At 58.5% G+C, this 24,329-nt stretch carries 21 protein-coding genes; 6 read left to right on the forward strand and 15 right to left on the reverse strand.

Annotated elements, in window-relative coordinates:
- Nucleotides 1-6: 6 nt before the first annotated feature.
- From KP001_RS07045 to KP001_RS07070, 6 genes are all read right to left on the reverse strand, one after another.
- Nucleotides 7-303: a sensor histidine kinase gene (locus KP001_RS07045; protein ID WP_275423360.1), complete on the reverse strand. Its 297-nt coding sequence runs from the start codon at nucleotides 301-303 to the stop codon at nucleotides 7-9.
- Between the two features lie 107 nt (nucleotides 304-410).
- A complete protein-coding gene (locus KP001_RS07050) occupies nucleotides 411-698 on the reverse strand; it encodes a response regulator (protein ID WP_217288826.1) in 288 nt (95 codons plus the stop codon).
- Nucleotides 699-1,557: 859 nt separating this feature from the next.
- Nucleotides 1,558-2,700, reverse strand: coding sequence for a (R)-mandelonitrile lyase (locus tag KP001_RS07055; RefSeq protein WP_217288827.1), 1,143 nt, complete (start codon nucleotides 2,698-2,700; stop codon nucleotides 1,558-1,560).
- A 53-nt stretch (nucleotides 2,701-2,753) separates the two neighbouring features.
- Nucleotides 2,754-4,028 carry a multidrug effflux MFS transporter gene (locus KP001_RS07060; RefSeq protein WP_217288828.1) on the reverse strand — a complete coding sequence of 425 codons (1,275 nt, stop codon included), beginning with the start codon at nucleotides 4,026-4,028 and terminating at the stop codon, nucleotides 2,754-2,756.
- A 76-nt stretch (nucleotides 4,029-4,104) separates the two neighbouring features.
- Nucleotides 4,105-5,292, reverse strand: a complete 1,188-nt coding sequence (locus KP001_RS07065) for an iron-containing alcohol dehydrogenase (protein ID WP_217288829.1) — start codon at nucleotides 5,290-5,292, stop codon at nucleotides 4,105-4,107.
- A gap of 530 nt (nucleotides 5,293-5,822) precedes the next feature.
- On the reverse strand, nucleotides 5,823-6,485 hold the full coding sequence (locus tag KP001_RS07070; RefSeq protein WP_217288830.1) for a transposase: 663 nt from the start codon (nucleotides 6,483-6,485) through the stop codon (nucleotides 5,823-5,825).
- 650 nt (nucleotides 6,486-7,135) lie between these two features.
- Between KP001_RS07070 and KP001_RS07075 the strand changes: the two genes are divergently transcribed.
- Nucleotides 7,136-7,666: a GNAT family N-acetyltransferase gene (locus tag KP001_RS07075; protein WP_217288831.1), complete on the forward strand. Its 531-nt coding sequence runs from the start codon at nucleotides 7,136-7,138 to the stop codon at nucleotides 7,664-7,666.
- Between the two features lie 537 nt (nucleotides 7,667-8,203).
- Complete coding sequence (locus tag KP001_RS07080) at nucleotides 8,204-10,696, forward strand: M6 family metalloprotease domain-containing protein (protein WP_217288832.1); 2,493 nt, start codon at nucleotides 8,204-8,206, stop codon at nucleotides 10,694-10,696.
- A 132-nt stretch (nucleotides 10,697-10,828) separates the two neighbouring features.
- Here the strand turns inward: KP001_RS07080 and KP001_RS07085 are convergent, their stop codons facing one another.
- From KP001_RS07085 to KP001_RS07110, 6 genes are all read right to left on the reverse strand, one after another.
- Nucleotides 10,829-12,175, reverse strand: a complete 1,347-nt coding sequence (locus KP001_RS07085) for an efflux transporter outer membrane subunit (protein WP_239027924.1) — start codon at nucleotides 12,173-12,175, stop codon at nucleotides 10,829-10,831.
- A gap of 75 nt (nucleotides 12,176-12,250) precedes the next feature.
- Nucleotides 12,251-14,281, reverse strand: coding sequence for a MacB family efflux pump subunit (locus KP001_RS07090; RefSeq protein ID WP_217288834.1), 2,031 nt, complete (start codon nucleotides 14,279-14,281; stop codon nucleotides 12,251-12,253).
- Between the two features lie 2 nt (nucleotides 14,282-14,283).
- A complete protein-coding gene (locus KP001_RS07095; protein WP_217288835.1) occupies nucleotides 14,284-15,468 on the reverse strand; it encodes an efflux RND transporter periplasmic adaptor subunit in 1,185 nt (394 codons plus the stop codon).
- A 1-nt stretch (nucleotide 15,469) separates the two neighbouring features.
- A complete protein-coding gene (locus KP001_RS07100) occupies nucleotides 15,470-15,907 on the reverse strand; it encodes a response regulator (RefSeq protein WP_217288836.1) in 438 nt (145 codons plus the stop codon).
- A gap of 11 nt (nucleotides 15,908-15,918) precedes the next feature.
- Nucleotides 15,919-16,302 (reverse strand): Do family serine endopeptidase, encoded by a 384-nt coding sequence (locus KP001_RS07105; RefSeq protein ID WP_217288837.1) that lies wholly within the window; start codon nucleotides 16,300-16,302, stop codon nucleotides 15,919-15,921.
- Between the two features lie 5 nt (nucleotides 16,303-16,307).
- Entirely contained in the window at nucleotides 16,308-16,805 is a 498-nt protein-coding gene (locus tag KP001_RS07110) for a Spy/CpxP family protein refolding chaperone (protein ID WP_217288838.1), read from the reverse strand.
- Between the two features lie 268 nt (nucleotides 16,806-17,073).
- On the opposite strand from KP001_RS07110, the gene KP001_RS07115 reads away from it, so the two are divergent.
- A complete protein-coding gene (locus KP001_RS07115) occupies nucleotides 17,074-17,778 on the forward strand; it encodes a response regulator (protein ID WP_217288839.1) in 705 nt (234 codons plus the stop codon).
- Nucleotides 17,779-17,809: 31 nt separating this feature from the next.
- Nucleotides 17,810-19,180: an ATP-binding protein gene (locus KP001_RS07120; RefSeq protein ID WP_217288840.1), complete on the forward strand. Its 1,371-nt coding sequence runs from the start codon at nucleotides 17,810-17,812 to the stop codon at nucleotides 19,178-19,180.
- 27 nt (nucleotides 19,181-19,207) lie between these two features.
- Here the strand turns inward: KP001_RS07120 and KP001_RS07125 are convergent, their stop codons facing one another.
- Complete coding sequence (locus tag KP001_RS07125) at nucleotides 19,208-19,504, reverse strand: hypothetical protein (protein ID WP_217288841.1); 297 nt, start codon at nucleotides 19,502-19,504, stop codon at nucleotides 19,208-19,210.
- Nucleotides 19,505-19,871: 367 nt separating this feature from the next.
- On the opposite strand from KP001_RS07125, the gene KP001_RS07130 reads away from it, so the two are divergent.
- On the forward strand, nucleotides 19,872-20,126 hold the full coding sequence (locus KP001_RS07130; RefSeq protein ID WP_217288842.1) for a hypothetical protein: 255 nt from the start codon (nucleotides 19,872-19,874) through the stop codon (nucleotides 20,124-20,126).
- Nucleotides 20,127-20,219: 93 nt separating this feature from the next.
- On the opposite strand, the gene KP001_RS07135 is transcribed toward KP001_RS07130, so the two are convergent.
- Complete coding sequence (locus KP001_RS07135) at nucleotides 20,220-20,873, reverse strand: hypothetical protein (RefSeq protein ID WP_217288843.1); 654 nt, start codon at nucleotides 20,871-20,873, stop codon at nucleotides 20,220-20,222.
- A gap of 298 nt (nucleotides 20,874-21,171) precedes the next feature.
- On the opposite strand from KP001_RS07135, the gene KP001_RS07140 reads away from it, so the two are divergent.
- Complete coding sequence (locus tag KP001_RS07140; protein ID WP_224962150.1) at nucleotides 21,172-21,609, forward strand: PaaI family thioesterase; 438 nt, start codon at nucleotides 21,172-21,174, stop codon at nucleotides 21,607-21,609.
- An 84-nt stretch (nucleotides 21,610-21,693) separates the two neighbouring features.
- On the opposite strand, the gene KP001_RS07145 is transcribed toward KP001_RS07140, so the two are convergent.
- On the reverse strand, nucleotides 21,694-24,297 hold the full coding sequence (locus KP001_RS07145) for a hypothetical protein (RefSeq protein ID WP_217288844.1): 2,604 nt from the start codon (nucleotides 24,295-24,297) through the stop codon (nucleotides 21,694-21,696).
- Nucleotides 24,298-24,329 lie beyond the last annotated feature (32 nt).

Below are 24,329 nucleotides of genomic sequence, written 5' to 3' on the forward strand. Positions count from 1 at the left end.
GTATGGTCAAGTTGTGACTGCCGGGATAACGATCCTAAAGGTACATCCTTTGCCATCTTCACTCTCCAGTTCAAGCCGTCCGCCGTTAAACTCCACCGCCCAGCGGGCAATAGCCAGTCCCAGCCCCGTTCCACCCATATCCCGGGAGCGTCCCTTGTCGACGCGGTAGAAGCGGTCAAAGACCTTCGCTTGGTGCTCCTTTGCGATGCCCGGCCCGTCATCTATTACCTCGATTACGGCCCCGTCCTGCCCCCTTTTTCTGACCACCACCCTGATCTGGCCACGTTGTGGAGCATATTTCACCGTTCACCGCATTATCGATCAGGTTGATCACCCCCTGGCGGATCGTAGCGGCGTCGACCTCAGCGTAGGCAGGCTCCGCATCCAGAAGAATACTCTGCTCCTTCTCTTCAGCAAGAACCTCGATGCAGTCGATCACCTCGGCGCACCGAATCCTTCGCGGTCAGGATCAGGACAGGCGTCTCGAATCCGCGCGTCCTGAGCGTTGTCAGGATCTCGATCCCGTCGCGTCCAGGAAGCATCAGGTCGAGAGGGACTAGGTCGAATACTTCCGCGTTCAACTGGAAGAACCCGTCCTCCCCGCTGTAGGCCACCGTTACCTCGTACTGCTCCGCTTCCAGCCCTATTCTTAGGGCTTGAGCCACCTTTATTTCGTCTTCGATCACCAAAACGTGCATGTGCGCTGTATCCTTTGTCTGCATTATTGGCGAGAAGCATTGTCTTCCCAACTGAAGTTATTCTGACAAATTAGTCAGAATTAACACGAAAATGGTGTCAGCACTTCTCGGGGGGTGGCAATAGGAGGCGGCCACTATGCAAAATATGTGACCGCAATCGGGGGATATACAACTTCAGGAACAAAGATATTAAACACGGGAAACAGCAAGTTGCAAATGGGGGGGGTAAATCTGGTGTCAAAATACAAACCTTTGACCATCATGCACTTCCCACGGACCATGGCCAGGACGGGAGAAGGGCTTTTCTCTCAAACAGAACCAAAAGTCACCTGACGTCAGGCAGGTAGTTAGCAGAGAAATGCTGATAGTCCATCTGGGTGGGGCGTTGGCGGCATAGAAGCAACAAACTGCTGTCGTCGCAGTTATGATGGTAGGTGGATACGCTTTTGCTTTGAAGGTTCGGGGAATGCCGTCCTGCTCATGCAGACCACAACTACTCCCTCTTACATCAAAATGTAAGGACTTTATTGTCTGGGGAATCGTCTAATGAAAAACATGCAGGAAATGTAAGAACTAATCGTGCTGAGTCAGATAACGCCACCAGCGTAAAAACAGGGGATTCGCGTCTCATTTTGTAAGGACTTAATTGTCTCCTGACAGCAGCAGCATAGTCGGAAGAAACACATGAGATCATGGGCGTCCCCATGTCCCCCCCCATTGATGACCACGACACGACGCCTCCATGACGCCCCAGACGTTCAAAACCATAAATCAACCGAGGTTACCTGAGGACTTGGCATGGAGAGTCACTGTGATTCTTCTGCAGATGGGAGATCAGCGCCGGCTAGCAGTTGCCTGTCTACTTGGACGCCGGGTCCATGAGGTATTGTTCCTCGCTGACCTGTTCTTTCCAGTCCGCGGTCTTGCCGTCCAGGCTCTCCTGAATGGCGACGTGGGTCATAGCAGAATTTGGCGCGGCTCCGTGCCAGTGCTTTACGCCAGGCGGAATCCATGCCACATCTCCTTGCTTGAACTCCACAATGGGGTCACCCCACTGCTGTATCCGGCCAGCGCCTGCGGTCACGATCAGAGTCTGACCGTACGGATGTGAATGCCATGCGGTTCGAGCACCAGGTTGGAACGTGACGGCTCCCCCGGTAGTGCGTGATGGATCGTGCGCGTTGAACAGCATTTGGATTTTTACGGAACCGGTGAAATAATCAGCTGCCCCCTGGCTTGAAGCCAGTGAACCGCTTCGAGTAACACTGATCCTATGCTCGGTCTGCCTGAGGCCCAACACGTCACTTAATACTTTATTGGCATTTGCGGCTTCCTTCCTGCCAACTGTGATCTCCAGAATATTTATCACATTACGCAACTGCAATTCGGTCAGTCCGACATTCAGCCCGACGTTAAAGTGAGACTGCAACTGAGGATTCACCCCGTCGATGCAAGCCAGGGCCGAAATTGTCGCTATTTCCCGGCTCTGGAAATCCAGGTTGTCACGTCCGAAGATGTCCCCGAAAAGGTGTCCCTTCAAGAAAGCGTCAATGGCCGGGGCGAAAGTAATATATTTCCCTGTGGCAGGTGCACCTATCAGGCGAGTCTGGATCTCCGTTCCGAGTTCGACGCTGCTCTTGCCGGCAGGCATAGGGCCAGGTTCTTTGCCGGGAACGTCCTTGATCCCTTTCCGTTCCCGTTCTTCCAGAACGGCCATGAAGGTATTGATGCCGTTCAGGCTGCGGGGAAAACCAGCGTAGGCGTACATCTGCACGAGTACTTCCTTAATCTCGTTGATGGTCAAACCGGCATCCAGACCTTCATTCAAGGCCGTTTTCAGTTTCTGTTGATTGCCATTGGCAGTGAAAGCAGCAATGGTGACAATCTTATCCTCTTTGGCACTCAAACCTCGGTCTGTCATGGCCTGAACCTCCGAAGCGCCCGGAATAGTCAGGAATGCGCTGAGAATGACCGACAGGATTATTGCTAATTTCTTGTTCATGCGTGCACCTCGCGAAGGTTAATCTAGCTCTTTTTTGGCAAGCCGGTCGGACATCATGTCTGCAATTCGTCCCTAGAAGGGATCAGCAACAACATCGACAGTAGGCAGCCGATGCCGCTTAGGGCGACGACCAGCCCCAGAGGCCAGGGAGTACCGTCGGCCCACAGCCCCACCAGCCCCGAACCGAAGATGCCGCTGCCGTACTGAACGGCACCGGTCAACGCAGAAACGGCACCGGCACGGTGCGGGAAATCGGCCAAGGCACCGGTAATCGAGTTGGCGACGATGAAACCGGTGGTCGAAGCAAAGAGAAACAGAGGCACAACCAGTCCCCAAAGCCCCCCCAGGCCGCTGTGCGCGGCAAATCCAGCCCAAACGCTGGTCCCCAAGGCCGCGATAGTTCCTGACAAAAGAATCCGGTCGTGGCCGAAACGGCCGACCAGCCAACGGTTCAGTATATTGGCAAGCATGATGCCGATGATGCCAAGGCCGAACAGCAAGCCGTAGAGTCGGGCCGGGAAATGGTAATAGCTGATATAGGCAAAGGGGGTTCCGGCAACATAGGCAAACATGCCGGCATAAAGAAAGCCGCCTGCCCCAAGATAACCCAACAGCCGGCGATTCTTCAGCAACTCGACGTAACGAAACAGGGCCCTGCTGAACGGTTCGCTGTTGCGCTTTGCCATGGGCAGCGTTTCCGGTATGGTGTAGAGCGCTCCCAGGGTCACAAGTCCGACGGCGACCAGGAACCAGAAGATCGCCCGCCAACCTGATACAGCGACAATCTGCCCGCCGAGGAGCGGACCGACCAAGGGCATGATGGCCATCACCGTTATCAGGGTGGAAAGCATCTGGGCGGCGCGGGTCCCCTCGTAGAGGTCTCGCACCATGGCACGTGACAAGGCGACGCTTGCGCATGCGCCAAGCGCCTGCACGATCCTCCACCCGATCATCGTCGCCACGTCGTTTGACAGTGCGCAGCCAGCCGAACCGACCACAAACAGGATCAGCCCGCTGCCGACCGCCAATCGACGCCCGTAGCGGTCACTGATCACCCCCCAGACCAACTGCCCCGAGCTGAACCCTATCAAATAGCCGGAGATGGTCCACTCGATCATGCCGGTGCGCGCGTGCAAGGAACGACTCATCACCGGCATGGCCGGCAGGTAAAGATCGGTCGAAACCGAGGCGAACCCCATCAACAGGCTCAGTACACCGAGCACATACCAGCCGGGCCTGGGATCTGTTAGAGCCAAAACATCCCCATCTGTATCGATTTCCGTTCCGCCGCACGGACTCGTACCGCCATTTATTGCAAGAGCTTTCATTTCTCTGTCCACTATCCTTTCAATTGCGGAACCACGGTGCCCATCCGGATGTTCCGAATGGGCACTGACTTGTCGCCTAAAATGCCATGCGCATGATTTGCAACACCTCGTCCTTGCCGAGAGAGGTCAGGATGCCGAGGTTCCCGTTTTCAACGGCTTTCTCTGCCATGACTGCCAGGTCTTCTTCCTTGACGCCTGCCTCGCGCAGGTTCGCCGGCATTTTGATGGCCGAATAAAATGTTTCCAGCTTCTTAACCCCTTCCTCTGCCGCTTTGGCATCATCGTCCTCTCGGACATCCATGACATTGCGGGCGAATCGCGCGAAGACCGGCAGGTGCTCAGGGGCAGTGCTCATGGTGTGGCGCATCCAGGAAGGCGTCAGCAGCGCCAGGGTAACCCCGTGCGTCATGTCGTACTTGCTGGAAAGTTCGTGCCCCATGCCGTGCAGCGGGAAAGGGAATCCCGGCTTTCCCAGCACGAACTGGAATCCCGCCAAAGCCATGGAACTGGCCCACATGATGTTGGCGCGGGCGTCGTAATCCTTCGGGTCCGCGAGAATCTTCGGGGCCTCCTCCAGAACAGCCTTCATGACCCCCTCGTTCATGCGGTCCTGGACCTTCGCCGCCCCCTCGGGAGTAAAGTATTGCTCCATCAGATGGCACAGGATGTCCGCGACCCCCGCCATGGAATGATATTCCGGCACCGTGTAGGTGTACTCAGGGTCCAGGATGGAGAATTTGGGGTTGAGCAGCGGATGCAGGACCACCTTTTTCTTGTGATCTTCGCCGACGGTGATGACACCCCCCATATCCAGTTCAGAGCCCGTTCCCGCCATGGTCAGGATGGTCGCAAGCGGAGCTACCGCGGTGATCTTGGACGAGATACCGGATTCATCGACAAACAGATCGTGCACCTGGCCTTCGTATTTCACACCGGCGGCAATGGCCTTGCAGGCGTCCAGGGTCGAACCGCCGCCCACGGCGAGAATGAAATCGCAGCCGTTTTCGCGGTAGGTGGCAATCCCTTCCTCTACGCTTTCAATCCTCGGATTCGGCTGTATCCCGCTCAACTCAACATAGGCCAAGCCGGCTTTGTGGAGCTGATCGAGGATCGCTCCGTAGATACCGTTTTGCTTTATGCTGCCGCCGCCATATGCCAAGAGCACCTTGGAGCCGCCATGTGTCTTGATGGTCTCGCCGAGTATCTCGATTTGCCCCTTGCCGAAATATGCGATGGTGGGAATGCTGAAGATAAAATTATTCACGTCTGTTCTCCTTTGATGTGTTTGGTACTCGCGTTGATAATCGGATCGTACACCCGTGCAGAAAAAGGAGGTAGTTTGATCCTGTCTGTTTATTGCCTGATCGTCCGGCTGCCGAATTTTTTGGTGCAGCCAGGCTAGGCGGAAGCCGTGGTTAAGGTAGAGGTCTACTTGGTAAATGGCAGGGTAATGTTCGACTAGTTGCGGTTGGAGCTACCGTAGCGCTGGCTGCAGGTATTGCCCGTTGCACCGGGACTAGAAACCTAAGTGGATGCCTGGCATCGGGAATGGGGTTCTGCACCTAAGGAGTCAACTCCCCAGGGCGCACAGGACGGGGGCTGGGGGCAGGCGGTGCGCTGGTGATCTTCAAAACGACAAATGGCGGCAGGTGAGTCCATCAAAATCGAGCGCTGAAAACGTCGGAAGCATGGTAGGCAGCAGCTTGAAGGAAGACCGTTAGGCGAAAGTAGGCGGGAAGTACCTACGCTCAGACGGGGATTGCTGAAGACTGGCTCCAAGGAAAAGGGGACAGGCTACTTTTCCTTTTTAGGGCGCCCCCGTGGATGGAGTGTTGATTCGAGCCCGAGTTCTCCGCAAACAGTTTCTACCCACGCGTCGGCTCCAAACGGTGTGTGCCTGTTGACGCTCCTCCGAAGACGTTCAACTTCATTTGCCGTCATAGGATCGTCTACGTAGCTAGTCCAATCAGCGGGAAGGGCGATAGGTGCATCATCAATGATATTCCTGGGCTGACGACCAAGTCGCTCCACGTGCGAGGACCACTTCCAGTTTTTGCTGCTTTTCACAAGATTTGCCCGAACCGGGTTACCCTCGATATACCGCATCACGGTAAGCAGGTGGTCATCTTCCTGAACAATGAAACTCTTATACCTTCCTTGCCACACATGCCCGCAGGTCCCGTAGTGCTGGTGATACCGTCTCACATGCGAAGTCAGCAGCCATTGCATGAACTTACCAAGCGTCTGCGCCTTCCCTGGATTTATAAGAAAATGAAAGTGGTTTGGCATCAGACAGTAGGCAAGTACCCCAATGTCGAATTCACCCACGGCCTCTTCGATCAACATCAGAAAGGAATAGTAATCGCCATTTTTATGGAAGACTTCCTGTCGAGCATTCCCTCTATTCAGTACATGGAAAAGGAACCCGTCACTGAGCCCTCGTGCTATTCTCGGCATCCAATATCTCCAGAAAAGTAGCCTGTCCCCTTTTCCTTTGTCCGCTAGCGGGAGGTGGCGCCTTGCTTAACCGGCGGAATGCCTACTTCCACGGCACCAAGAGCTCTTGTTCCTGAAGCCGCCGTTCCCAAACAACCGGTGATTTCTCCGTTCCTTATCACCCACACTCCTTGCTGGGGGACTTCAACCTGACAGACCATCCCAATAGCTACGCTGCAGTCGGAGGTGCTGAAGTTAACCGTGTGGTCAACTTGACCGTTGTAGGAACAATCGCAGGCACAGTGAAACACCTGCTGCTTCGGTAGGGCCAACCCCGGACTCGCTGACCCACACAAAACGCCAAGAGACACACAACCTGTCACCAAGTTTTTCGAAAGTCGCCGCATCGTTCTCCTCCCATGCGTAAAATTAGATTTTTCCAACTGAAAGACAATACTACAAGATCAACATGTGTCAATGCCCTGAGGGAAACGTATGGCTGCTTGGTGCCCGAAGGCGTACGGGATCTGGCGATTACTGTTGTTATGACAAAAAGATTGGGCTACCATCTCCTTCCAAATCTTTCTGCTGGTCCTGTGAGATCTCTAGGCAAGGTGCTCATAGGGGTGTATCCCCCACTGCAGCACTTAAATTACAATAAGGAAAGCGTGATGAGCGAACACACTATTGTGCGCTGCAGCTTCGAGCGACATGCGGACGCGATACTGGAAATCTTCAACGAGGCGATCCTGCACTCTACCGCACTCTATGACTACAACGCCCGGACACGGCAATCCATGGTCGACTGGTTCGAGGCCAAACGCACTGGCGGCTTCCCGGTAATCGGAATCGAGGACGGCGATGGGGTGTTGCTGGCATTCGGAAGCTACGGCACCTTCCGCGTATTTCCTGCCTTCAAGTACACGGTGGAACACTCTGTATATGTGCATAAGGATCATCGAGGCCGAGGGCTTGGCCGGACGGTGATGAAAGAGCTGATAGCGGCGGCTCGGGAGAATGATGTGCATGCGATGATAGGCGGGATCGATGCGACCAACGCCAAAAGCATCGCGTTGCACGAGCAACTCGGCTTCAAGCATGTCGGCACCCTGCCCCAGGTTGGATTCAAATTCGGCCGCTGGCTCGACCTGACTTTCTACCAGCTGTTGCTGGAGACGCCGGCCCATCCCAGTGACGGATGAACGGTTCCCTCGTGAGAATCAACCGACGCCCCCCCTTGTCTTCCGATAAGTAAAGCCTCCATGGTATCCGGTACCGTCGCGCTACCAGTCAAACCTCGATCCCCCCCCAGACCTGCGCCCTGGTGTGTCACTTCTACAGCCGAATCGGGTTGAGGAACGCGGGGACGCCACTTGGCTCTGATATCCACCTCAACATTCCTGTCGATTTTATTTACATCCTTTTCCGGTACAGACTTTTCTTGTAAGGCAACGACTTCCACATGTCGCCAGGAGGAGCTGTTGTCAATAGTCCACAAGGCAGCGTGATATTAACAAGTTCCGCATGTCGGATAGCTTTACATTCAGGAAAACACCATCGTGGCCGCTCCCCCCAAACATCTGAAATAATATTAGTTTTATTTATGGCAATGAATTTGCACATTTAGACAGGTTCCTCAAAGCAAGACTCTCAGTGAAAAGGCACAGAACCATTACAGGTAATATTAGCATATCCTTACATCAAGGATTGAATCGTCAACTTATTAACAAGGGGGACGTATGGCTAGGTTACTTAGTTCTTCGTGTGCTAAAAGCGCGAGAAGTATTTCACTGTTGCTTTTGACGCTACTTCTCTTTGTTGTACCTGCTACCACATGGGCGGCTCCTTTCTCTAAATATTTCCACTTCGTCCAGCCTGATCATGAAAAAGTCGTACTTTGGGGAGAAGGTGATGATTTTCATGCGATATTCGAAACCACCGACGGCTATGCAGTGGTTTTCGACCCCAAACAAGGCGCGTACTTTTATGCCACCCGCTCCGAGGACGGCAAAGATCTCGTTTCCACGGGGGTACCCGCACACAAGAAGGCTCCACCCAACCTGGAACGTCACATCCGTGTAGACCCAAAAGCTGCTTCCGCGATCGCGCAAAGCCGGCGCAGGCAGTGGGAAGCAGAGACCGGCCTGTCTGCCCGCTGGGCTTTGCTGAAGTCGCAGAATTTACATCCACCCGCTTCCGTCAATGCAACTGGAGCCCAGACATCGCCACCGGCCACCAGCACCACTGGTACTAAAATCGGGTTGACTCTGCTGATAGATTTTCCGGATGTGCCAGCTACCGTAGGCGCGACGGAAATAGATGGTTTTCTCAACGGCACCTCATATGTCGGGTTTGGCAACAACGGCTCGGTGCGGCAGTATTTCGGGGATGTTTCAGGGGGGCGTCTTGACTACTCTAACGTGATAACCATGTACGTTCGGATGACCCAGCCCAAAACATACTACGACAATACATCACGTGATTGCGGAGCTCAGGGACGGCTCCTGATAAACGACGCCTTGACCATTTTGAAGGCACGGAGCGATTACGCCAGTGTGATACTTCCGACATTCAATACGCTATCCACCGATGGCTCAGGCAATGTTCTGGCATTTAATGTGTATTTTGCCGGTGCAGACAGTGGCGTGTGGAGTTATGGGCTTTGGCCCCACTCGTGGGTGCTTGCGACCTCAGTTCCGTTGGGGGACGGGAAATCGGTCTACCGTTATCAGGTGACCAATGTGGGCCAAGCTTTGGAACTTGGCACGTTCTGTCACGAAAACGGTCATATGCTCTGCGGATTTCCCGACCTTTACGACTACGGCTATGATTCCGTTGGTGGCGCTGGCGACTTCAGCTTGATGGGTTACGGCGGGAGCGGGAACAACCCCGTCCAAGTCGATGCTTACCTGAAGACGGCAGCGGGGTGGGCTACGATTACCAATCTGGATAGTTCTTCAGCCCTGGTAGGGACGCTTTTGTCTGCCCCGACCAGTGGCAGCGATAATTTCTACCGCTATAGCCGGCCGGGGGTGGCGACCGAGTATTTCCTGCTTGAAAACCGGCAAAAGGTGGGACGGGACGCGGGACTTCCCGCAGCAGGTGTCGCCGCGTGGCATGTGGATGAACTGGGAGAGCGTGACAATCAGAGCCTTACGCCAAACCAGTCCCACCATAATTATGAACTCACCTTGGTTCAAGCGGATAACCAGTGGCATTTTGAAAGATATGTAAACTACGGTGACGCTTTCGATTTATTTTACCTCGGCAACGGCGCTGCCTCTTACACGAACATTCTGGATGATTTCAGCGCACCTAATACGAGCTGGTGGGACGGTTCAGCATCGGGAATGAAACTGAGCGATTTTGGTGCATCGGCAACTGCCATGACCTTCAACATCGGTGTTGTCAGCGCCCCGGATTTCTCCATAACCGCTGTGCCAAATTCACTGACCGCGTCTCAAGGGGGGAATGCGACCGCAAACATTACTATACTGGCAAAGGGCGGGTTTAGTTCGGACGTTGCCCTCTCCGTTTCGGCCCTACCGGAAGGGGTGACGGCTCTGCTCGATAAAGTGACTATTACAGCCGGGGCTGGAACAGCTGAACTTTCACTCACCGTCGGGAATACAGCACCGCTCGGCACTTACACGCTGAAGGTAACGGGAGCCAGTGGCACGTTGACTCATGATGCAACCATTTCGTTCACCGTTACCCCATCTCCCACGTATGCAGTAGGTGGAACAGTGAGGTATGGAAGTGAAAGAGGTGCGCCGATTGCTGGAGCTGAAGTTGCCATCGGGGAGAAGGTTACGACCACGGACAGAAAGGGTAAATTTTTGATCACAGGCGTTCCGGCCGGCACATCCCCCCTTACGATCAGCAAGACCGGATTTTATGCCTATGCCGATAGCTCGTTTTATGTCAGTTCCGATCAACGAAGCCTGACCTTCTACCTCACACCGATCCCTACATACTCAATTAGCGGGACTGTCAGGGCAGGGAGCACGACCGGTCCTGTACTGGCGGGAGCGACTGTATCCATCGCCGGCAAGTCGAGCATTACTGGAAAGAAAGGGACCTTCGCGATATCCGGCATCGAGGCGGGAACCTACACCCTTACAGTCAGCAAGAGTGGCTACAGCTCATATACTGATGCTATCACCGTAGTGAATAGTAGCCGGAGCGGACTGAACTATTTCCTGATCCCTGAACCACAACCGACAGACTGATATTAATTGAAGGATAAGAGGCTCCAAGCGGTACCCCGAATACTGCCTGGAGCCTTTGCGTCTAGACGTTAGGGAACAGATCTTCAGCCTCCTTCCATCGGCTTTTCGTGTGGATTTAGGCAGAGGCCCTACCTACCTGCCGCCGAGGGCGAGGCTAAGGGTCATCCTGCTCTTGTAGCGGTTCAGCCGGTTCTGCAGGAGCTGCTTCTCCACGCCACGCCTGGTCTCCTGGGCGTCGAGCCACAACTGCACACTGACCAGACCGGTACGGTAGCGTGCCTCCAGGAGCCGCTCGCTATCCTTCGCATTGGCCAGTGCCTTTTCCAGTTCCTTTTGCTGCGCCTCATATTGCTCGCCCGCCGACAAGGCGTTTTCCACTTCTCCGAGCGCGGTATAGAGAGCCTGCCGGAAGTTCACAACAGCCTCTTCGTACTGCGTCTCTGATATCTTCACGTCCAGTCGCATCGTTCTCTGCTGCACGAAGGGAAGGGTCACCCCCACCCCCAAGGCGGCCACCGGGTTGCTTAGAACCTCAATCAGCGAGGTGCTGCTCCCCCCCAGGCTCCCGGTCAGGGTGAAGGCAGGGTAGTAGCTCGCCTTGGTATAGTCCACCTCGGCGAGGTACCCCTTTAGGCGCTCCCCGGCGGCGCGAAGGTCAGGGCGCCTGCCGAGAATTTCGGCTGGAAGCCCCGCCTCGACCGGTGGCGGAACGATATCAGGAAGCGCCGTCGGCATGGTCGTCCCCGATTGGGGTGCCCGATTGAAAAGGATCGCGAGCGCGTTGCGCGCCTCGCAAAGCTGCCGGACGATTTCGGTCCGGTCGGCGCGCTGGCTGGCCAGAGCCTGCCGAGCCTGCGTGACGTCGATGGCCGAGACCGCTCCGGCGCCGTACTTAGCCTCGGCGAGCGCGAGGCTCTTCCCGGTGTAGGCGATGCTCTTGTCGGTAAGGTCTTTCAACTGCTGCAGGTAGCCTGTCTGCCAATAGCTTTGCGCCGTCGTTCCGATGAGAGCCAGCGCTACGCTATGCCGGTCGTACTCGGTCGCCTGCGCCTCGAAGTTCGCCGCGTCCCGTGCGCTCTCCAGCTTACCCCAGAGATCCAACTCGTAGCTCAGGGTGGCGGTCGCCGCATGGCTCGTGCCACTCGCGCCGTGCCGTTCGCGGTTGATAGTTGTGTTGCCCCCTACCGAGACGCCCGGGGTCCGATTGGTCGCGGTCAGCTCGGACTGCAGTTTCGCCCGGCGCACGCGGATCGCGGCCGCTGCAAGATCGTTGTTCTCTTTAAGCGCCTGCTCCACGAGTGCGGATAATAACGGATCGTTGAAGCCCTGCCACCACCTGTCGCCGGAGGCGACCGCGGAGCCACTGGTGCCAGACTTCGCCTCCCAGGCGACGGGGATATCTACTGCCGGCGCGGTTTGAACGCTTCGGGTAAGCCCGCTGCATCCGCTGCTCAGAAACAGCAGGATAAGCCCGAGCACCCATGCGGCCGATGAACCGCAGCGAAGACAGGATTGGGCGGAAAAAATGTTTCCCAGGGTTTTCCCCCTCATTGATTACTCCCTCGCCAGCGCCTGGATCGGGTCCAGGCGGGCGGCATTGCGCGCAGGGAGGTACCCGAAAAGTACCCCCACCAGCGTCGAACAGAGGACGGCGGAGAAGACGGACAGGGCGGAAAACTTCAAGGCGAAGCTCGTCACGAAGACCGCGAAGAGGGCGGAGACACCGTAGGAGAGAACGATCCCGATCCCGCCGCCGATCAGGCAGACCAACACCGACTCGATCAGGAACTGCTGCATGATGTCGCTCTTCCTCGCCCCCACCGCCATCCGGATGCCAATCTCGAAGGTCCGCTCGGTCACCGACACCAGCATGATGTTCATGACGCCGATTCCGCCCACCACCAGTGAGATGACGGCTATAGCAGAGATCATGAGGGCCATGGTGGCCGTTGTTTTCGACACCGTCTTCATGATGGAATCAGAGCTCGTGGTGTAAAAGTCCTTGGTGCCGTGCCTGAGCGACAGGAGCTTCACGATGCTCTGTTCGGCGACCTGGTTAGACAACCCCTCCTTAACCCTCACCGTAAGCGAGTCGAAGTGCGTCTGTCCGAGAATCTTCCCCATGGCCGCAGTGTACGGAAGCCAGAGTTCGAGGTTCTGGCTGTTGCCGAAGGGTCCCTCCTTGGGCTTGGTCACCCCGATCACCTGACAGGGAAGGCTGTCAACCATGAGCACCTTGCCAATGGGGTTCTCCCGTTCACCAAAGAATTTCTGCCTGGTGTTCGGATCGATGACGACGACCTGTGCCTGCCGCGCGACGTCGGCGGCGCCGAAGAAGGAACCATCGGCCAACTCCAGGCCCCGGACCCGGAAATACTGCTCCCCGACCCCTTTGACGGAGGCGTTCGCCGACTTGCTGCCCAGGCGGACCAGAAGGGTCGCGCTCGTTACGGGGGTTGCGCTGTCGGTGTAAACCTGCGACGCCACGACGGCCAGGTCCGCCGGCACCAGTGTCTCTATGCTCCCCGACTTCTCGTCGCCGAAATCGCTCCCTGGATAAACGTCAATCACGTTGGTCCCCATGGAACTAATATCGTCGATCACCTTCTGGCGAGCCCCCTGGCCGAGCCCCACCACCGACACCACAGAGGTGATGCCGATGACGATCCCGAGCATGGTGAGAAGGGTGCGCATCCGGTGCGAGGCCATGGCGATCATGGCCATCTTGAAGGCTTCGGCGAAACGGCCCCAGGTATTGCTCCCCCCTTTTGTCCTCCCCGTCCCGTTCCCCTTCTCCATGGCGGTCCCCTCGCCAGCGCTGGGGCTGCCCCCCTTCGAAGGGCCTTCAGCCAGGAAGCCCTGGTTAGCCGGCGAAACGGGGGGACATGCACCCTCGGAGCCGCTCCACGAATCGCTCAGGATCTCGCCGTCGCTGATCTCGATTATGCGCCGCGCGTTTTGCGCCACCTGCTGGTCATGGGTGACCAGTATCACGGTGTGCCCCATGGCGTTCAGCTCGTGCAGGATCGCCATCAGTTCCTGCCCGCTCTTCCGGTCCAGTGCGCCGGTCGGCTCGTCGGCGAGGATAACCGTCCCACCGTTCATGAGAGCCCGGGCGATGCAGACCCGCTGCTGTTGCCCCCCGGAGAGCTGGCCAGGCCCGTGATCGCAGCGCCCGGAAAGGCCCAGACGGTTGAGGAGCTCGTGCGCCCGCGCCCGCCGCGACGCTTTGTCCGCCCCCGCATACACCGCCGGGATCTCCACGTTCTGCACCGCGTTTAGGTGCATCATCAGGTGGTAGCGCTGGAAGATAAACCCGAAGTGTTCTCGGCGCAGGCGGGCGAGTTCGTCGCTGGAGAGTTCGGCAGTGTCGCGGCCAAAGATCCTATAGCTCCCCTCGCTGGGGCGGTCCAGGCAGCCCAGGATATTCATCAGCGTGGATTTCCCCGAGCCGGAGGCCCCGACGATGGCAACCATCTCTCCCTCGCCGATAACCAGATCGACCTCCTTCAGGACCACGAGTTCCTGATCCCCGGTCATGAAGCGCCGCACCACCCCTTTTATTTCCAGGATAGGCCCACTCATGGTCAGCGCCTCGGCGGCGGGGACATCACCCCCCCCTGCGCCTTCGGCACCGTCGAGCTGTCTCCGATGACTACCCGCTCCCCCTCCTTCACCCCTTCGAGCACCTGCACCGCGACATTGTCGCTCAGGCCCAGGCGCAGCTTCCGCGTCTCAGGTCGTCCCTCGCGCAGCACCTTGACCGTCCCTCCCCCGTTCCCGCCGCGGTTCTCCACCGAGGCGAGGGGAATGCAGAGCGCGTTCTTCACGCTGGCGATCACCACGGACACCTGCGCCGTCATCGAGTTGCGCAGCCGGTGATCAAGGTTGGGCACCTCGAACAGGCCATAGTAGTAGATGGCCGTACTGCTGCCCGAGTTCCCCGTACTGGCGGAGGAGGTGGTGCCCGTGCTGACGGCTGCGGGCTCGATCGCGCGCAGCCGACCGGTGTAGCGTTTCTCCGCGTCGCCCAGGAGCGAGAAGTAGACCGGAAGGCCCGGTTTTATCCGCATCACGTCGGCCTCGGAGATCTTAGCCTTCACGGTCATGGTGTCCAGGTCCGCCAGGGTGAGGATGGTGGTCGCAGCCTGGGTCGACACCACGGTCTGTCCCTCCTCCGTGATGATGGAGAGGACGACGCCGTCCATGGGCGCCACGATCCTGGTGTAACCCAGGTTGGCGCCCGCCGTGTCGACGGCGATGGTCGACTTGCTGATCTGCGCGTCCAGAGCGGCGAGTTCGGCACGGGTGGTCTCCACCTGCGCCTGCGCGCTCTCGAGGTCGGCGCGGGAGGTGGCATCGAGCGCCGCCAGTTCCTTCTGGCGCCGGTAAGCTAGGGTGTACTGCCTGAGCAGGGCATCCTTGGCGTTTCTCTGCGCCCGGACGTTGGCCAGGGTCGCTTGCGCGTCCTTAAGTGCGTTTGCCTGCAGCACGGGATCGATCTCCGCCAAGAGTTGCCCCTTGCGCACCACGTCTCCCGCCGCCACGTGCAACTTCTTCAACTGCCCCGAGACCTGGGCTCCCACCTCGACCGTCTTTTGCGCGGTGAGGATACCGCTTGCGAGGACCTTCTCCTCGATGTCGCTTTTTCCTGCGGTGGCGGTAATGTACGCCGGCTCCTCCTTGGCGGACAAATAACGGGCTCCAAGGCCCGCAAATGCGGCGAGTGCCGTGATGGAAATTACTGTCATTGCGATGAGCTTTCGGTTCATTTCACGTCCTGTTGCTGTTGGTCCGGTGCAGGCCTCCCGGCATCTGAACGGAAACGGCTTGGGTGCTGCCCGGTTGGGGCACATTCTCTCCCCGAAGCAGTGCAAGGATGTCCTGTACCCGGCAAGGTTTAGCCACCACCTGCGAGATCCCGAGGCCGGCAGCCTGTCGTACCACGCGGGGAGAGGCCACGCCGGTGCAAAGCACCACATCCAGATCCGGGGCAAGCATCCTTGCCAACCGGCTCAGCTCGAAGCCGTCCATTTCCGGCATCTGCAGGTCAGTTATCATAAGTTCGCACGAGTGCTCGCTGAGGATGCGGAGTGCATCGTTGCCGTTATCAGCCGTTAAAATGGTGAGGCCTTGGCCGGCAAAGATTGCGGCCAATAGCCGTAGATATTGAACATCGTCGTCCACCACGAGTGCGGTTCGATATTTCATCCGGTCCTCCGTCACGTGGCCGATGCGATGAAGGAAAGGTTGACGAAGCGCCAGCCGCGCTCCCCCAGAACGAAGATGAAAATGGGGTCGTGCGGGTCGTGCCCCCGGAGCACCCTCTTCAGGTCCGCGATGCTGCCGATCCTGGTGCTGCTGACCTCGGCTATGAGGTCGCCATTTCTCACCCCGCCGAGCCAAGCCTCCTGGTTCCGGTCTACCACGAGTGCCACCACGCCCCGCTTGCCGTGCTTCTCCCGCTTTTCCCCGTCCAACTCGATCTCGGTGAGGGTCATGCCGAGGAATGAAAGCGTTCCGGCTCCCTCGTCCGAGGCGACCCGCCCCGCCGCCGTGGTGCCGTCCGTCTGCGCGCATGGGGTTGCCATGAAAGAGCGCTTCATGGGGGTCACCATCCTTCCGGCGCAGCCGGAGCCGCTCCGCCTTCTTCGGGCCCCAGGCAGGGGGGGCGCAGTTGCCCCTTTTCGGGACGGAATCTTTTAGCCTTTGCCCGCTGGTTCGCAGTCAGAAGAAGATCTATGCGGTGCCGCGTCTTCAGATGGCCTACCATCCGATCCGCATCCAGGTCCGCCAACGCCCTGGAAAGCTTCCTGGCAGCCTGCTCATCGAAGGACGCCGCCTCCCCGACCTCTCTTAGCTCCCTGCGCAGCGCCTTCTCCTTCTGTCGCCGCAAATCCTCCTGCGCCCGCTCCTCGCTCAGGATCGCCGCCACCTGCTGTTGCTGTGTTTCTGTCAGTTCCAGCATCCGGGCCAACTCGCCGTGGGAAGGGCCTGCTCCGCGCTCTTCCCCCCGGGGAGATGGCAACGCCGGGCCGGGCACCGCGTGCCCTGATACCGCAGCAAAGAGAACCGTTATCGCCGACACCACCAATACCGTGCTTTTCATATCGTGCCTCCTTCAAGGATCGGGGGCTGCCGTCACCCCGTTGACATGGAAGCGATACTACGCCGTGCTCCGGTCAATTTGGGTGAAGAGATGTGGGGAAGTGTAAGCAACGATGCGGAATTTCCCGTAGTATCTTTACATTTCTTAACAGCATGCCGATGGAGTTTCATATATAATCGCCTCGGTTTCATAGTTCTCCCCATCGCTCTTCCTCACCGTACCCCTATCTGACGATGTCAGGGCGACGAACAATAGGATCAACCCGTAAATGAAAAAATCGATTCTGGTGGTGGATGACGATACTGGACTGTGCGAACTGCTGGCAAGCTACCTCGGGAGCGAAGGGTACGCGGTGGATGCTGTGCACGACGGAGCCCATGGGGCTGAGCGGGCCGTGACAGGCGGCTACGCGTTCATCGTCCTTGATGTCATGCTGCCGGGACTCAACGGCTTCGACGTCCTGCGCCGGATCCGGCAGAGTTCGCAGGTGCCGGTTCTCATGCTGACTGCCCGTGGCGACGACATCGATCGCATCGTCGGCCTGGAGATGGGGGCAGACGACTACCTCCCAAAGCCGTTCAACCCGCGCGAGCTTGTGGCGCGACTACGGGCGATCCAGCGCCGCAGCGAAGCGACCCAGCTTGGTGTGGAGCAACGGGGCGACCTGCTGGAGGTAGGCGATCTAAAACTCGATATAGGGACGCGCAGCGTGACCATCGATTCAACCGCTGTCGAGGTCACATCCCTCGAATTCTCCGTGCTGGAGGTGCTCGTCCGCCACGCGGGTACGGTGGTGAGCCGCGATGAACTGACACGCCAGGCGTTAGGACGGGATTTCACCAGCTTCGACCGGAGCGTCGACGTGCACATGAGCAGCCTGAGAAGGAAGCTCGGTCCCTCGCCCGGCGGTGACGAGCGGATCAAGTCGGTGCGGGGGGTGGGGTACCTGTATGCGCGTTCCGGGCAGAGGTGACCTGCACATGACAAGGATTTAGAGGCCTGTTATGCGTGGCATATTCTGGAAGATATTCATGTGGTTCTGGCTGGCGACCGTCCTGTCGGGGTTCGTCTTCTTCCTCATCGCGATAAACCTCAGGCTCACCCCGATGCGGGACGGGCACAGGCGCTACTTCGACAACGAACGGCATCGCAACCAGAGCCAGGCTGTCGAAATCTACGGACGCACGGCGGCTGCCATCACAGAACGAGAAGGAAGTCCTGCCTTAGTCGACGCGAGCCGCCCCACTGGCGCACAAGGGATCTATCTTTTTTCAGCCAATGGCACTCCCCTCTCCAAGGGTGTTCCCCAGCCGGTGCATAGCGCCGTGCTTGCGGCCGTAGGAACAGCACCGCAACGGAAGCTGCCCCCGGAGGCGGTAGTAGTACGGGTGCTGGGGCCAAACGGCACCCCCTACTTCGCAGCAGCCAGTTTCCCGGCACCGCCGCCTCCGCCTGATTTCCCGCCCTTCCCGCTTCCGCCGCATTTCTGGCTGCAGCTTGCCGTGACCCTGGTGGTGAGTGGCTTTGTATGCTACGTCCTGTCCTGGCGGCTGACCGCCCCGGTAAGAAGGCTGAGGGAGGCGACGCAGGGCCTCGCCGCCGGGAAACTCGGCAGCCGGGTTGCGGTCCCAACCGGGGACACAGGAAACGAACTGAGCGACCTCGGGCGTGACTTTAATACCATGGCGGCCCGCATCGAGCAGTTGGTTAAGGCGCACCAGCAGCTCGTGCGCGACGTGTCCCACGAGTTGCGCTCACCTTTGGCGCGGCTGAACGTAGCGTTGGAGCTTGCCCGCAAAGAGTCCACCGGTTCCGCGGCTCCCGCTCTGAACCGGATCGAGTACGAGGGGGAGCGGCTGAACCAGCTGATCGGGGAGCTGCTCACCTTGAGCAGGCTTGATGAAGAGGGCACCGGCATGGGGACGGCAGTTGACCTGGCCGAACTCGTGGGAGAAGTTGTGCGGGACGCGGAGTTCGAGGCGTGCGCGGCGAACCGTCACGTGCGCGCGAGCGCGGTGCAGGGACTGCAGGTTTCAGGGAACCGTGAGTTGCTGAGACGGGCACTGGAAAACGTGGTGAGAAACGCGGTCTGCTACACGCGGGAAGGAAGCTGCGTGGAGGTCATCCTTGAAGGGCACGGGGAGCGGGAGGCCGTTATTCGGGTGCGCGATTCCGGGCCGGGGGTGCCGGACGCCGAACTCGCCGACATCTTCCGCGCCTTCTACCGGGTAGGGGAAGCGAGGGACCGCCAGTCCGGGGGGACCGGCATCGGGCTCGCCATCGCCGAGAAGACAGTTGCCCTGTACGGCGGGTCAATCAGCGCTAGGAACCTCACTGCAGGAGGCCTTGAAGTGGAAATCCGCCTCCCAGTATAGGGGCGGATGCCTGTCTCCCCTCACCCTTTATTCCACGAGAGGTGGAGCCCATTGCAGCGACGGACCCGATTTTTTTGCCTTTGGCTGAGGCTCTTTATGGGTCTGCTCATCAGCAGGCTGTTTTCCCAGCAGGAGCTTCTTCACCTTTTCAGTTAGCGACACAGAACTTTCACTTATCGCGATATCTTTGATGTCTTTTGCTGCTCCAGCCAGCTCGATGGTCTGCTCATAGCCGGAGCTGTACCTGATTACCAGGGTGTCGGCGCTAGCCGTCCCACTGACTGCAAGGAATATGGCAGCCACGGGTAGGAATCGGAAATTCATGCGGGTTCCTTTCTCGGGAGAATGATATTGGCGCTTCGTCGCTTAATTAAGTGACAGCCGGTTCAATGTTAATAATGCCAGACGTATAGCCGATATACAACCAATCGCGGTCCAGCAGATCCCCCCACTATGCCTATCCCCCCTCCCTTTGCACCACCTTTCCCTATTGCCTGCTTAGAAGCTGGGACATCCATGAGCATCGCGTCGGGGGCATGAGCCTTACGATCGGGGACATGAGCCTTATGATCGGGGACATGAGCCTTATGATCGGGGGCATGAGCCTTACGATCGGGGACATAAGCCTTATGATCGAGGGCATGAGCCTTATGATCGGGGGCATAAGCCTTATGATCGGGGCATAAGCCTTATGGTCGAACACATGAGCCTTATGGTCGATGGCATGAGCCTTATGGTCGAGAACATGAGCCTTATGGTCGAGAACATGAGCCTTATGGTCGAGGGCATGAGCCGTATGGTCGAGGGCATGAGCCGTATGGTCGAGGGCATGAGCCTTATGGTCGAGGGAACGGGCCTTATCGTCGAGGGTATGAACCTTATGGAGGACGGCAGGAGCCTCATGATTGAGGGTGTGACCTTCTTGGTGGAAGGGAGAGGGTTGTGAGGATGGAAACTTGGGCTCGCCAAGCACAGATGAGGCGAGGGGCGCCATGATGGCGCCCCAAGGGATGATAGGGATAGGTACTCTACTTTCAGATTAGGATATTGCCACGCTGGTGATCGGGGACCAGGGGCCAGGTCCATCGGCACCGTGGTGTCTCATACGGAAAAATGTGTTGCCGGCTTGCAGGTTCTCCATGAGCATCTTGGAGGCATCGGGAAACATCGAGTGGTGAAACCAGTCGGACTCACGTGTAGGATCCCCCCTGTTGATATGAATCTCGTGATTGTAAGCACCCGGTACGGTCGAGGCACTGCCAAGGGCCTGGCCCAGTTCACCGAGGTTTATTACGGCAAAGTCTTTGGAGGAGGTCAGGGGCAGCTTGGTCCTTTTATGAGCCCTGCGCTCCTGAGTTATCAGGAAACCTGTGGTGGACAGTGCGTCAGGATTCCGCACTGAGCTACCCTCCAGAAGAGGGGTGATCTGGTCCAGAATGACCACTATCTCCTCCATGATCTTGTCTCGATCATGAATCAGGAGCCGGTCGCCGTTACTGGCTGCCCGGAAGGCCACTTCATACACATCGGTCTTTTCGAAAAACTGCTGAAGAAGTGCGAGATTCGCACCCCAAAAGGTATCAGGATAATTCCGGTTATTGGTGAGAGAACGTCTCACTGTTAGAATGAACGCGAGAAATCTTGTCGGGGTCAATTGTCGATAGTTTCGCTTTATCTTACGCTGCACCATCATCGCCACCTCCTTGACTCGGATTTGTTGAAATGCACAGGCATTGGCAGAATTTCTTCCGCCAAGATACACAATTAAACATCTTTAATTTGATAAATATATAGAGGGTCGGCTACCTGTCAAGAAAATATTTTTCCGGCGGGGCTCACCCCGGGGGAAAAGCCGCAAGCTGTTGGGCAGGGGAAGTTGGAATGAGAGGGGGGGCTCTGTCAGGTGGTCCACTGGCCGGAAACTTTATTATTGCCTAATGTAAGAGATGTTTTGTATCGTATGAGCGATTGTTTCTGAATCCGGAGGCTACGTGTACAACTATGAAGCGGAAATGAATAGCGGCCAGCAGTTCCAGCTACCAGGCTGGATCTCCTGCGCCCCTTTCGAGGAGTACCTCGGCATGCAGATAGAGGAGTCCGGCGACGGACGAGCGGTGCTGAGCATGCCGTTCAAGGTGAAACTGGCCCAGGGGGTGGGACTGATGCACGGGGGGGCAATCACGTCGCTGGCGGACACCGCGGTGGCGATGGCGATAAAGAGCATCCTGCCGGAGGGCTCCGACTTTGTCACGGTGGACCTGCACTTGAAGTTCTTCGCGGCGGTGCACGAGGGTACGGTGCGTGCGGTGGCACGCGCCATCCCTCAGGACGAACGCAAGATCGTCGGGGAGGCGGAGATTTTCAACGGTGAGACCAAGGTGGCGGAGTTCAATGCGTTCTTTATCGTGAAGAGGAGGGGGACGACGTAACTGCGGTTCTGCTAAAGCAAATCCCCCTCTCCCCCTCGCGAAGATTCACAGGGATGTGTTCTTGTATAGGAGAGACGAGGCAGGTTACTGGGAATACTCTTTCCAGACGAGGCCGGTGTCGGCGTTGAACTTGGTGATGCCTTCGCTGTCCTGCATGCTGCCGGTAAAGGCTTCGTCTTCTTCCCAAAGGACGCCGTCCGGCATCAACACCCTGGCTACAACCGCCTTGCCGGCGATGGTCTTGGCGCCGAGCTGCTTGGTCTTGCCGCCCTTGTTCAGCTCGAAGACCTTTAGGGTGAACTTCATCGGTGCCGGATCTTTGCCCTCGTTCTCGGCTATGAAGGTGTAGATCCCCTCCCCCGTCTTCTCGATTACCGCTTCCCTCGTCTTCTCCTGGGTCTTGACCACGACTGGCGACATCTTCTGCTCACGCCTGGACTCGCTGCGGGTCATCGCCCTACCCCTTCTGGATTTCGGGTACTCCTTGAAGGTGACTGTCACCTTGACGTCGCCGGTCCCGGCAACGATAAGCTTCAGGTCGCCATGCATGGAAGGGATGACAATCCCTTTCTCTTCCGGCGGCTTCTCTGACGGCTTCGGGCCCACCGTTTCCTTCCTGGCCTGCTCGGGGGGCTTTACGGGGCTTGGCAACTGGCTGGCGGCCGCGGCGACTGCCCGGCGGGCTTGTTCGGCCCTTTCGGCGGCTAGACGCTCACGCGCCAGTTGATCCGCCTGGGCACGCAGTGCAGCCAGACGCTCGGCCTCGGCTTTCCTTCTGTCCTGCAGTTCCTGCTCCAGCCTCTTCTTTTCCGCTGCCGCGAGGCGGGCAAGTTCGGCATTCTTTGCCGCCACCTGCGCCCGTTCCTGAGCGAGCTTTTCCTGCTGCGCCTTCAGGGCTGCCAGTCGTTCCTGCTCGGCTCTCTTCTTTTCCTGCTGTGCCTGTTCGGCCAGCTTCTTTTTCTCCGCGGATGCCTGGCGACGCTGTTCCGCCTGCTCTGCTGCCAGTCGCGCGCGCTCCCGCGCCTGGCTTTCCGCCTCGGCACGCTGCGCGGCCTTACGCTCCTTGTCCGCCCGTGCCTTCTCCTCCGCCAGCCGCTTCTTCTCCGCGGCAGCCTGGCGCCGCTGTTCACTCTTTTGCGCCTCGCGCTCTTCCCGCTCGTGAGCAAGCCTTTGCGCCTCGGCGCGCTGGGCGACCTTGCGCTCCTGCTCGGCCTTGCGTTTCTCCTGCAACGCCTGCTCGGCCAGCCGCTTTTTCTCCGCAGCCGCCTGGCGACGCTGTTCGGCCCTCTCCGCTTCCTGTTCTGCCCGCTCACGCGCGACCCTTTGCGCCTCGGCACGCTGGGCTTGCTTGCGCTCCTGCTCGGCCTTGTGTTTCTCCTGCAACGCCTGCTCCGCAAGACGCTTCTTCTCCGCAGCCGCCTGGCGACGCTGTTCGGCCCTCTCCGCTTCCTGTTCTGCCCGCTCACGCGCGAGCCTTTGCGCCTCGGCACGCTGGGCTGCCTTGCGCTCCTGCTCGGCCTTACGCTTTTCCCGCAGCGCCTGTTCGGCGAGGCGCTTGTTTTCCGCAGCGACTTCCCGCTCCTGCCGGGCCTTTTCCGCCGCCAACTGTGCACGCTCACGGGCAAGTTCCTCAGCCCGGGCCTGCTCGGCGGCGACACGCTCCCTTTCCACTTCCAGCTTTTCCTGCTGCTCCTGTTCCGCCTTGGCGGCAGCCTCGCGACGCTCCTGTTCGGCCTTTTCCGCCACGACCCGCTCACGCTCCCTGATCAACCGCTCCTGCCTGGCCCGCTCCGCCGCTCGCCGCTGCAGCTCGGCCTGTCTCTTTACCTGTATTTCCCCCTCGGCTTTTTTCGCTTCGGCTGCCCGACGCTCCTGCTCGGCTTTCTCCGCTGCCACCTTCTCACGCTCTGCCGCCAGTTTTTCCTGCCGCACCTTCTCGACTGCCCTTCTTTCCAGCAGCGCCTTCTCGCGGGCAACCTTGTCTTGCTCGGCTTTCACTTTGAGCGCTTCAGCCGCCTTGCGTTCCGCTTCCTTTTGCTCGGCCAGTTTCCGTTCCGCCTCTTTTTTCTCCGCAGCCTTGCGGTGACGTTTTGCTTCCTCTTCGGCCTGACGTTCCTGCTCCGCCTGCAGTGCCGCAAGGCGTTTGCGCTCTGCCTCCTCGCGGGCGCCGGCCTCTTCGGCCGGATCGGGCTGGGGGGGAGTATCCGCTTCCTCGACCTCGGCGCCGTCGTCTTCTTCCGGCTCGGGTTTGGCCTTGGGAATCAGAGCCGCGCGTTTCTCGGGGGGGGGCGGGGATTTTTTCGGCAGGCTCGCAGCCACCCTGGTGACCATCACCCCCATGGCAGCCGCGTCCGTTGCCTCGGGCGGAGGCTCATCAAGCGCGTCACCCGTCTCCACAGCGGCGGGTTCGGGGGGGACCGCCGCGGGAGTCCCTTGGGCGAGTTCCGCGGTGGGAGGTGCAGCGGTCGAGGAAGCGCTTGCCTGGTCGGGGATCGCGGTTTCAGTCATGGGAATGGATGAAGGGGTAATCCAGAGGATGTCGAACTTGGCGGCGGTTCCGGTCTGGGGGTAGAAGAGCGATGTGGAAGAGAGCACGATGAACAGCAGCGCGTGGACCCCGAGGGAGCCCAACGTGGCCCAGAGTACTCCGAACCGGTCCGCCCTTTTGTTCAACACGTGATGTTCCATAAATTCACCCGCTCCACGCGATGCCCGCGCAC

The organism is Geomonas subterranea, from assembly GCF_019063845.1.
GTDB lineage: Bacteria > Desulfobacterota > Desulfuromonadia > Geobacterales > Geobacteraceae > Geomonas > Geomonas subterranea.